Raw genomic sequence first — 12,266 nt, forward strand, 5'->3', positions numbered from 1 at the left:
ATGCTCAACTACGGCACGCAACCAGACATGCTGGGCCCGTTGACCGCTGCTCAGCGGTCGATATGGGCTGCCCAGCAGCTCCGCACAGAAGTCCCTTACAACTTTGCCGCCTTTGTGAGGATCGATCACGCTGTCGACGCCGAGAAGCTCGCGGCTGCGTGCGAAGCGGCGGCGACGCGGTTCGGCACACCCTGCGCCCGGCTCTCGCTCGTCGACGGTGAACCGGTGTTCATGGTTGACCGCACCCTCGCGCAGACCGGGCTCTTGCGCTGCATTGATTTGCGCGACGAGCCGGACCCCGAAGCCGCCGCCAGCAACTGGATGAACAACGATTACCGCGAGCCAATTGAGATGGTTCGTGACCGACTTACGAACTTCGCGCTGCTGCGGATCACCGATAACCTCTCGTACTTCTACTTGCGCGCGCACCACGTTCTTTGTGACGGCTATGGCGCCGACAATTTCATCCAATACATCGCCGCCGTCTACTCGGGGGCAGCCGCCGACACCGCGGACATCGACTTTTCCGAATTTGCCCTGATCCGTGACGCAGATCAGAAGTATCAGCAGTCTTCGCGCAGTCAAGCCGATGCCGAGTACTGGAAGACGGTTGTCCAAGGACCCTTGGACGTCAGCGACCTGACCGGGACGTCAAGGTCCGTGCCACCACGCCACCCGCTGGTGCGCGAACTGCAGTGCCTACATCGGCGGCCGACGAACGGGGATCATCAATTCGATGTCGCAAGGGTGGTTGCGGCGGTGGCGGTATTCATCGCGAAAACCACCGGACGCCAGAATGTCTCGATGTCGTTGCCGGTGTCGGCGCGCACCACTGCGGCGCTGAAACGACGTGCAGGCATGGTATCCAACCTGGTGCCGCTGCTCATCAGCGTCGAGGACGGCGACACCATTGGTGCAGTAACCGATCAGGTCACCAAGGCGTTGGTCGGTGCACTGCGCCATCAACAGTTCCGCCGGTGGCCCGATCTCATTGCCGACACAGCCGGGGTCGACATGAACGTCGAGTTCGGTCCGGTGATCAACGTGCTCGACTTCGCGGCGACGCTTCAGTTCGGTCCGTCCAAAACGGCCTACAACGTGCTGAGCACGTTCCCCATCCAAGACATTGCCGTCAACATCTATCCACAGCTGGGTGAGGGCGCGCCGCGAATTCAGTTCAGCTGGAATCCGGATCGGTACAGCGCCGACGACATCGACAGGCACATCAGCCGTTTGGAATCGCTCTTCGACCGCCTGTTGGCGGCGGACAGGTCGGTCGCGGTCGGAAGCATGCCATTGCTGGACGCCGGTGAGCGTGACCTGTTGCTATCGCGGTGGTCTGGCGCTGGTGTGGAGACGCCGGCGGGGGTGGTGACGCAGTTGTTGGCCACGGCGGCGGCTGCCGATCCGGACGCGGTGGCGGTCATCGACGGTGCACGCAGCTTGTCGTATCGCGACCTTGATGAGTGGTCGACGCGGTTGGCGCGGGTGCTGATCGAGGCGGGCGTGGGCCCAGAACGCGCGGTGGGCGTGGCGATGGACCGGTGTGCGGAGTTGGTGGTGGCGTGGTGGGCGGTGATCAAAGCCGGCGGCGCATATGTGCCGGTGGATCCCATCCACCCGGTCGAGCGCATCGCCACCGTGCTGGACGCGGTGGGAGCGGTGTGCGTATTAGCCTGTGGCGCCGACGATGTGGCGGGGGTCGGCACGCGGCCGGTGCTGCGCGTCGACGGTCTGGACGTGTCGGGGCGCTGCGCCGATCCGATTGCCGACGCCGACCGGCTGGCGCCATTAGGGGTGGATGACACCGCGTATGTGATCTTTACATCCGGGTCCACCGGCGTGCCCAAGGGAGTGGCGGTCAGCCACGCCGGCCTACTGGGGGTGGCCGCGGCGCAACGGGAGTTGTTCGGATTGGGTTCGGACGCACGGGTTTTAACAGTAGCTGCGCCGACTTTTGATGCCTCGGTGTTCGAGTTGATGTTGGCGGCGGGGTCCGGGGCGGCGGTCGTAATAGCGCCGCCGGAAACGTATGCCGGTGAGGCACTGACCGGGTTGTTGGAGGACCAGCAGGTCAGCGCTGCGGTGCTGACACCGTCGGTGCTTTCGTCGCTGGACACGGCTCGGCTGAGCGGATTGGACACGCTGCTCACCGCGGGGGAGGCCTGCCCGGCGGAGTTGGTAACGGCCTGGGCCCCGGGCCGGCGCATGTTCAACGGCTACGGCCCCACTGAGGCCACCATCTGGTCGACTTGTAGTGCGCCGCTGGCGGCGGGGCAGCCGGTGAGCATCGGCGCTCCGATCCCGGGGGTATGCGCACTGGTGCTCGACGCGCGGCTGAACCCGGCTCCGACCGGGGTAGTGGGTGAGTTGTATCTGTGCGGGCCGGCGCTGGCGCACGGCTATGTAGGCCGGGTGGCGTTGACCGCGGAACGGTTCGTGGCGCATCCCTTTGGGAGTTCCTGGGGCGCCACCGGCACGCGCGTCTACCGCACCGGGGACCTGGTGTGCTGGGGCGCTGATGGGCAGCTGTGTTACGTGGGGCGCGCTGATGAGCAGGTCAAGATCCGCGGGTCTCGCATCGAACTCGGGGAAGTTCAAACGGCTTTGAGTGCGCTGGACGGCGTCCAGCAAGCGGTGGCGGTCGCCCGCGAGGACCGCCCGGGCGACAAGCGCCTGGTCGGTTATGTCACCGGCGCAGCCGACCCGGTCGGGATACGCACCCAACTGGCCGACCGGCTCCCTGCCTACATGATCCCCGCGGCAGTGGTGGTGCTGGATGCTCTGCCGTTGACGCCCAACGGAAAACTCGACACCCGCGCCCTGCCGGCGCCCGAATACTCCGCCGGTGAGTATCGAGCGCCGGGCAACGCGGTTGAGGAGATTCTGGCCGACATCTACGCCGAGGTGTTGGCACTGGAACGGGTCGGCGTCGACGATTCATTCTTCGAACTGGGCGGGGACAGCATCTCGTCGATGCAGGTGGTGGCGCGTGCCCGCGCCGCGGGCCTGATTTGTCGGCCGCGCGATGTTTTCGTCGAACAGACCGTGGCCCGGTTGGCCGTCGTGGCCGCGGTGTCCGACGGTGAGGTTGGCCCGATCGATGAGGGCATCGGGCAGGTGGTGGCCACTCCGATTATCCGTTGGCTGGAAAGCGTGGATGGTCCGGTCGAGCAGTTCAACCAGACGATGGTGCTGCAGGCCCCCGCCGGGGCCGACGAGGCCGACGTGCTGATTGTGTTGCAGGCCTTGCTGGATCGCCATGCCATGTTGCGGCTGCGTGTCGACCACGACGAGGCAGGTGGCTGGTCGTTGACGGTGCCTGAAGCGGGGTCGGTGGATGCTCGCAGGTGCCTGCAGTCGGTGCAGGAGTTGTCGGACGCGGCACTGATCGAGGCGCGGTCGCGGTTGAACCCGACCGCCGGGGTGATGGTCGGCGCGCTATGGGTGGCTCCGGCGAACCAGCTGGTGTTGGTCGTTCACCACTTAGCCGTCGATGCGGTGTCGTGGTGGATTCTGCTGGAGGACCTCAACACCGCCTGGGCTCAGCAGCACGGCGGGCAGCCAGTGGTGTTGCCGGCCACCGGCACCTCGTTTGCCCGGTGGGCAGCGCTGTTGGCCGAGCACGCGCAACGCCCGGATGTCGTAAACCAGGCGGACGCCTGGAAGCAGGTGGCGGCGACCACCACTGCACTGCCGGCCGTGCGGCCCGGAACCGACACGTATGCCAATGCCGGTCATCTGTCGGTATCGCTTGACGCCGCGACCACCCGTATGTTGCTCGGAGAGGTACCCGCTGCGTTTCACGCCGGAATACACGACATTCTGTTGACCGCGCTCGGTTTGGCGGTCGTCGAGTTCGTGGGCAACGGCAGCGCCCCAATCGGTATCGACGTCGAGGGCCACGGCCGTCACGAGGAGTTGGACGCCGATATCGACCTGTCGCACACGGTGGGGTGGTTCACCACTAAATACCCGGTGTCGTTGAATCTCGGGAGGCTGTCCTGGGCACAGGTGGTTGCCGGTGAGGCGGCGCTGGGGCCGGTGCTTAAGGACGCCAAGGAGCAGTTCCGGGCGCTCCCGCACCCGCTGACGTATGGGGCGCTGCGGTATCTCAACACCGATGTCAGCCTGGCCGAGTCCGATCCACCGGTCGGGTTCAACTATCTGGGGCGCCTGGGTGTCCCGACAACCGATGCGGCTGATGGTGTTTGGCGGCTCGGGCAGGATAGCTTGGCGGTCACCGGCGCCGCCGCGGCGGTACCCATACCGTTGGCACACACCGTGGAGCTCAACGCCGTCACTGTCGACACCGAGGCCGGGCCGCACCTGCATGCCAACTGGACCTGGGCGGCATCGGTGCTCGACGAAGCACAGATCAGCCGGCTGAGCCGGTTGTGGTTCGAGGCCCTTGCCGGTATCTGCGCGCATGTGCGATCTGGTGGTGGCGGGCTGACACCTTCTGATATCGCGCCGGCCCGGCTCAGCCAGCAGCAGATCGACGAGCTGCAACAGTACCATGAGATCGCCGACATCTTGCCGTTGACGCCCTTGCAGCAAGGGCTGCTCTTCCACACCAGCACCGCGCAGGCGAGCGACGACATGTATGCCGTACAGCTGGATTTCACCGTCACCGGCCCCCTCGACTCCCGCCGGCTCCGCGATGCGATGCACACGGTGGTCAACCGCCATCCACATCTGGCGGCACGATTTTGCCAACAGTTCGACGAGCCGGTGCAAGTCATCCCGGCCGATCCGGTCGTCGAGTGGCAATACGTCGATTTCGGTGTCGCCGCTGCTGACAACGACGCCGACCCGGACGAGGCGATCGAGCAACTGTGCGCCGCCGAACGTGCCGCGGTCTGCGACCTGGCCGACCAGCCGGCATTTCGGGTTGCGTTGATCCGCACCGCCACAGACCGGCACCGGTTGGTGCTGACCAATCACCACATCGTGCTCGACGGCTGGTCACTGCCGATTCTGCTGCGGGAATTGTTCGCCAGCTATTACGGGCAGCCGCTGCCCGCCGCCGGGTCCTACCGGACATTCCTTACCTGGCTGGCCGATCGAGACCTCGATACCGCGCGCGCCGCTTGGCGCGAGGTGCTGGCGGGCTTCGAAACCCCCAGCCTGGTCGGCCCGAAGGATCGGTTGAGCCTGGGGCGGCGCGGCTTTGAACGAGGCTCTGCATCGTTCAAGGTGCCCGAGCACACCACACAGGCCCTCAATCACCTGGCGCGCTCCTGCCACACCACCGTCAGCACCGTGTTGCAAGGCGCCTGGGCACTGCTCCTGACCTCGCTGACCGGTCAGCGTGATGTCGTCTTCGGCACCCCGCGCTCTCGGGTAGGTCAGTTGGAAGTGGCTGGCGCGGAATCAATGGTGGGCCTCCTGATCAACACCGTGCCGGTGCGGGCAAGCATCACGGCGGCAACCACCGCCGCAGACCTGCTGCGCCAGCTGCAGAACACCCACAACGAGACGCTCGAGCACCAGCACCTGGCGCTCAGCGAGATACATCGCGCTACCGGTCACGAAAGACTGTTCGACACCCTGTTCGTGTACGAAAACTATCCGATTGACGCCGACGTCCCGTTGGGCGCCGACGGATTGGTCATCACGGGATTCACCAACCGCGAATACAACCACTACCCGCTGACAGTGGAAGCGCTGCCGGGTCGCGAGCTGGGTTTTCACGTCGAATACGACACCACCGTGTTCGACCCGGCCGGCATCCAGGCGCTCATCCAGCGGTTGCGGCGAGTGCTGGCAGCGATAACCGCCGACCCCTCCCGGCGCCTGTCATCGGTGGACCTGCTCGACATCAGCGAGCGAGACCTGTTGGTGTCCAAGTGGTCTGGTGCCGGCGTGACAGCGCCAGTGAATGTGGCGCCGCAGTCGTTGGCGGCGGCGGTGGCTGCCGACCCGGGCGCGGTGGCGGTCATCGACGGTGACCGGCGGCTGTCGTACCGCGAACTCGATGTGTGGTCGACGCGGTTGGCGCGGGTGCTGATCGAGGCGGGGGTGGGCCCAGAGCGCGCGGTGGGCGTGGCGATGGACCGGTGCGTGGAATTGGTGGTGGCGTGGTGGGCAGTGGTCAAGGCCGGCGGAGTGTATGTGCCGGTGGACCGGGCCCATCCGGTCGAACGGATCGCTGCGGTGTTGGACGCAGCAGGGGCAGTGTGCGTATTAACCTGCGGCGCCGACGATCTCACGGCCGCCGGGCCGCGGCCGGTGCTGCGCGTCGACGGCCTGGACCTCCGTGGTCGCAGCGCGGATTCGATTGCCGACGCTGATCGGCTGGCGCCACTACACGTAGACAACACCGCGTATGTGATCTTCACGTCGGGTTCTACCGGTGTGCCCAAAGGGGTGGTGGTCAGCCACGCCGGCCTGTTGGGTTGGGCTGCGGCGCAACGCGAGAAGTCCCAATTTGGTGACGATGCGCGGGTATTGATGGTGGCCGCGCCGACCTTCGACGCGTCGATCGGCGAAATGTTGTGGGCGGCGGGGTCCGGTGCCGCAGTCGTCGTGGCACCGCCGGGCGTATATGCCGGTGAGGCGCTGACCGCGCTGCTGCAGGAGCAAGAGGTCGACGCGGCGTTTTTGACTCCGTCGGTACTGTCGTCGCTGGACCGGACCCGACTGGACGGACTGGGCACGCTGATGGCCGGCGGGGAGGCCTGTCCGGCAGAGTTGGTCGGCGCCTGGGCGCCGGGCCGGCGCATGCTCAATGTCTACGGCCCCACCGAAACCACCATCTGGGTCACCGCCAGCGCGCCGCTGTCGCCGGACCAACCGATCAGCATCGGCACCCCGCTGCCCGGGGTCCACGCGCTGGTGCTCGATGCCTGGTTGAAGCCGGCCCCTGTGGGGGTGGTCGGTGAGCTCTATCTGGGCGGGCCCGTGCTGGCGCACGGCTACGTGGGCCGGGTCGAGTTGACCGCCGAACGGTTCGTCGCAAATCCCTTCGGGGCGGCCGGGTCTCGGATGTACCGCACCGGTGACCTGGTGCGCTGGACCTCCGCCGGCACCCTGGACTGCCTGGGGCGCGCCGACACCCAGATCAAACTACGCGGGCAGCGCATCGAACTGGGCGAAATCGAGAACACCTTGCTGACCTGTCCGCAGGTGGCCCAGGCCGCCGTCACCGTGCACGAAGGCGAGACCGGCGCGCACCTGGTGGCCTACCTCGTTCTCGATCCAGCCGCCACCGCCGACCACGACGTCGAGGTCGTCGACGAGTGGCAACACCTGTATGACGAGTTGTACGGCGCTGAATTGGAGGAGCCGGAATTCGGAATGGATTTCCGCGGCTGGAACAGCAGCTACACCGGTGACCCGATTCCGCTCGAGGAAATGGTGGAGTGGCGGTCGGCCACCGTGGACCGGATCCGCGGATTGAGTCCGGAGCGGGTGTTGGAGATCGGGGTCGGCTCGGGGCTGTTGCTGACGCAGGTGGCCCCGACCTGTGCCGAGTACTGGGCCACCGACTTCTCCGCGCCGACCATCAAGACCCTGCAGGAGCAGGTGGCCGCACAGTCATGGGGCGACCGGGTGCGGTTGCGGGTGCAGCCGGCGGATGTGGCAGATGGGTTGCCCGAAGGGCATTTCGACGTCGTGGTGCTGAACTCGGTGGTCCAGTACTTCCCGAGCGCGGGCTATCTGCTCGATGTGCTGGCAGCCGCGATGCGATTGCTGGCGCCGGGCGGGGCGGTTTTCATCGGCGATGTGCGCAACCATAGCTTGCAAGGTGCGTTCCAAACCGCGATCGCGCTGGCCCGCACGGACAGCGCCGACGCCGCCGAGATCCGCCAGCGAGTCCAACACGCACTACGTGGTGAACCCGAATTGCTGCTGGCCCCAGAGTTTTTCACCACATGGGCCGCTGACCACTCGTCGGTGGCCGGCGTTGACGTGCAAGTCAAACGCGGATGGGCCGACAATGAGCTGACCCGGTATCGCTACGACGTCGTCGCCTACAAGACCCCCGCACCGGTGCACTCATTGGCCACCGCGGTCACATGGACCTGGGCCCAATGCACCGACCTGCCCGGTCTGCAAACCAGGCTGGCAGCCCAACGTCCAGCCACTGTTCGCGTCACCGGTATCCCGCGCACCGGAGTGACCGTCGATGTCCATATCGAAACCACCTTGTCCGCCGGACAATCGCTGGGCGACGCGCTGGCCCAAGCCCCCGCCGACACAGCGGTCCCGGAGGAACTGCATCGGCTCGGCGAAGCCAGTGGATACCACGTCGCGGTGACCTGGGACGCCCAACCGGGCGCCCTGGACGCGGTTTTCATCGCCGCGGTCGGCCCGCATCGCGAGCACACCCCAGCCCTGACCGACGTGTACCTGCCGCCCGCCGGAGCTCAGCACCGCGTTACCTACGCCAACGATCCACAGACCAACACCAAAGTCAGCGCGGTCCGTCGGCGGTTGAGCGCGTGGTTGCCCGAATACATGGTGCCGCAGCACATTCTGGTCCTCGAGGAGTTCCCGTTGACCTCCTCGGGCAAGCTCGACCGAAAAGCCCTGCCGGCGCCCGAGTATCAGGATTCCGATCGTTACCGCGCCCCGGCCGGTGCGGTCGAGGAGATTCTGGCCGGCATCTACGCCCAGGTACTGGGACTGGAACGCGTTGGCGCGAATGACTCATTCTTCGATCTGGGCGGCGATTCACTCTCGGCGATGCGGTTGATCGCCGCGGTCAACAGCACGCTGGACACCAACCTGTCGGTGCGCGTGTTGTTCGAGGCGCCAACGGTGGCCGAGTTGGCGCCCCGGATCGGCGGAGACGCAGGACGGTTGGAGCCGCTGGTAGCCGGCGAGCGGCCCGCGGCGATTCCGTTGTCCTTTGCCCAGAGTCGATTGTGGTTCATCGACCAGTTGCAGGGGCCCTCACCGACCTACAACATCGCGGTGGCATTGCGGCTGCGCGGACACCTTGATGCCGAGGCTTTGCGTGCTGCCCTAGGCGATGTAGTGGCTCGGCACGAAAGCCTCCGCACACTGTTTGCGGCACCCGAAGGGATCCCTCAACAGGTGGTCATGCCGGCCGAGCAGGCTGGATTCGGTTGCGAGATCGTCGATGCGGCCGGATGGCCGGAAAGCCGGCTGAGTAAGGCCATCGGTGCGGCGGCACGTTACGCATTTGACTTGGGGACCGAGATCCCGTTGCGCGCACCGCTGTTTCGGGTCTCAGAGGACGAACACGTGTTGGTGGCGGTGGTGCACCACATCGCCGCCGATGGCTGGTCGATCAGGCCGCTGGCCCGTGACCTCGCGGTGGCTTATGCCAGCCGGTGCGCAGGTCAAGCCCCGGACTGCGAGCCGTTGGCCGTTCAGTACGTCGATTACACCTTGTGGCAGCGCACGCAGTTCGGCGATCTCGACGACAGCGACAGCCCGATCGCGGCGCAGGTGGCCTACTGGGAGAAAGCTTTGGCCGGCATGCCCGAGCGCTTGCAGCTGCCCACTGACCGGCCCTATCCGCCGGTGGCCGACCACCGTGGCGCTCGAGTGGCCATCGACTGGCCGGCCGAGCTGCAGCAACAGGTTCGGCGAGTGGCCCGCGAACACAACTCCACCAGTTTCATGGTGATCCAGGCCGCCTTTGCCGCGCTGCTGTCGACCATCACCGGTAGCAGCGATGTGGCGGTGGGCTTCCCGATCGCCGGGCGCCGCCTCCCGGTGCTCGACGAGCTGGTGGGCTTTTTCGTCAATACCTTGGTGTTGCGCGTCGACGTGTCCGGTGACCCCACCTTCGCCGAACTGCTGGCGCAGGTGCGGCGTCGCAGCCTGGCGGCCTACGAGCACCAAGATGTGCCCTTCGAGGTCCTGGTGGAGCGACTCAATCCCCCTCGGAGCCTCACCCATCACCCGCTGATCCAGGTGGTGTTGGGCTGGCAGAACTTCCAGGACCATGACCCCGCTGCCGGACTGGCGTTGGGTGACGTGCACGTCACGCCGGTGTCTGTCGATACCCAAACCGCCCGAATGGATCTGGCGTTTTCGATGTCAGAACGTTGGAGCGAGGCCGGGGTGCCCGCCGGGATCGGCGGGGAAGTGGAATTTCGGACCGACGTGTTCGACGCCGCCGGCATCGGGGCGCTCGTCGGGCGGCTCGAACGGATGTTGGTGGCGATGACCGCCGACCCCGCCCAGCGGGTTTCGTCGGTGAACGTGCTCGATGAGCGCGAGCATGCCCGGCTGGACAACTGGGGTAACCGGGCGGTGTTGACCCAGCCGGCAACCCCGGTGGCGGTCCCGGCACTGTTCGCCGCGCAGGTGGCCCGCACCCCCGACGCGGCAGCGGTGACCTTCGAAGGCCGGTCACTGACCTACCGGGAGCTTGACGAGGCGGCTAACCGGTTGGCGCACCTGCTGGCCGCGCAGGGCGCAGGCCCAGGTGCCTTTGTGGCGCTGCTGTTTTCCCGCTCCGCCGAGGCGATCACGGCGATCTTGGCGGTGCTCAAGAGCGGGGCAGCCTATCTGCCGATCGACCCTGCGCTGCCGTCGGCGCGCATCGGCTTCATGCTCACCGACGCCGAGCCGATCGCCGCGGTCACCACAACGGATCTGGTCGACCGGCTCGACGGCCATGACCTCGTCGTCGTCGACGTCAACGACCCCGCTGTCGCCGCCCAGCCCGGCACTGGATTACCGATGCCCGCGCCGGACGACATGGCGCACCTCATCTACACCTCGGGCACCACCGGTGTTCCCAAGGGGGTGGCCGTCACTCACCACAACGTCACTCAGCTATTCGACTCTCTGGACGCCGGCGTGCACTTGGCACCGGGACAAGTCTGGACACAGTTCCATTCCTATTCGTTCGACTTCTCGGTGTGGGAGATCTGGGGAGCGCTGCTGCACGGCGGCCGGCTGGTAATAGTGCCCGATGTGGTGGCGCGTTCACCGCACGACTTCCACGCCTTGTTGGTGGGTGAGCACGTCAGCGTGCTCACCCAGACCCCGTCGGCAGTGGGCGTGCTCTCACCCGAAGGGCTGGAGACAGCGGCGTTGGTGATCGGTGCTGAGCCGTGCCCGCCCGAGTTGGTCGACCGGTGGGCGGCCGGGCGGCTGATGGTCAACGTCTACGGTCCGACCGAGACGACAATGTGGGCGTCGAAGAGCACCCCGCTGGCCCCGGGGACCGGGGCGCCGCCGGTCGGCTCGCCGGTGACGGGCGCGGCCTTTTTCGTGCTGGATGCTTGGTTGCGGCCGGTACCGGCGGGCGTGGTCGGAGAGTTGTATCTGGCCGGTCGCGGTGTGGCGGTGGGGTATTGGCGGCGACCCGGGTTGGCGGCGTCGCGGTTTGTGGCCTGCCCGTTCGGGGGTGCTGGGACGCGCATGTATCGCACCGGGGATCTGGTGTGTTGGGGTCCCGATGGGCAGCTGCGCTACTTGGGGCGCGCCGACGAGCAGGTCAAAATCCGCGGATACCGCATCGAACTCGGTGAGGTGCGCTCGGCCCTGTCCGGGCTACCCGGGGTCGAGCAGGCGGTGGTGATCGCCCGCGAGGACAGGCCCGGCGACAACCGGTTGGTCGGTTACCTCACCGGCACAACAGATCCCGCGGAGGCACGCGCCGCGCTGGCTCAGCGGCTACCGGCCTACATGGTGCCGTCGGCGGTGGTCGTGCTGGATGCCCTGCCCGTCACGGTCAACGGCAAACTGGACACCCGCGCGTTACCCGCACCGGAGTACCTGGACACCGGTCAGTACCGCGCGCCGGCCAGCCCCACGGAGGAGATCCTGGCCGGCATCTACGCCGAACTACTCGGAATCGAGCGGGTCGGGGCCGACGACTCGTTCTTCGAACTGGGTGGGGATTCGCTGTCGACGATGCGCCTGATCGCGGCGATCAATACCGCGCTGGACGCCGATCTTTCGGTTCGCACCGTCTTCGAAGCGCCCACAGTCGCCCAATTGGCACCGCATATCGGTCAGGGCGCTGGTCGGCTGGAGCTCATGGCGGCTGGTGAACGACCGGCGACAATTCCATTGTCGTTCGCCCAGAGTCGGTTGTGGTTCATCGACCAGTTGCAAGGCCCGTCACCGATTTACAACATCGCGGCCGCATTGCGCCTGCGCGGGCCGCTGGATGTCGATGCGCTGCGGGCGGCGTTGGCCGACGTCGTCGAGCGCCACGAAAGCCTGCGCTCCCTGTTCCCGGCACCGCAAGGAACACCTGAGCAAGTGGTCATCCCCATCGAGCGGGTTCACACCGGGTGTGACGTCGTTGATGCCACCGGATG

At 66.6% G+C, this 12,266-nt stretch carries 1 protein-coding gene (cut by a window edge); it reads left to right on the top strand.

The window, feature by feature from the left end:
* On the top strand, nt 1–12,266 hold the beginning of the coding sequence (locus tag AC5Y49_RS08695; protein ID WP_499885938.1) for a non-ribosomal peptide synthase/polyketide synthase. 18,910 nt of this gene lie beyond the right edge of the window; only the first 12,266 of its 31,176 coding nucleotides appear in the window; its start codon is at nt 1–3; its stop codon lies off the right edge, out of view.

It is taken from the genome of Mycobacterium sp. NGS62 (genome assembly GCF_059812285.1).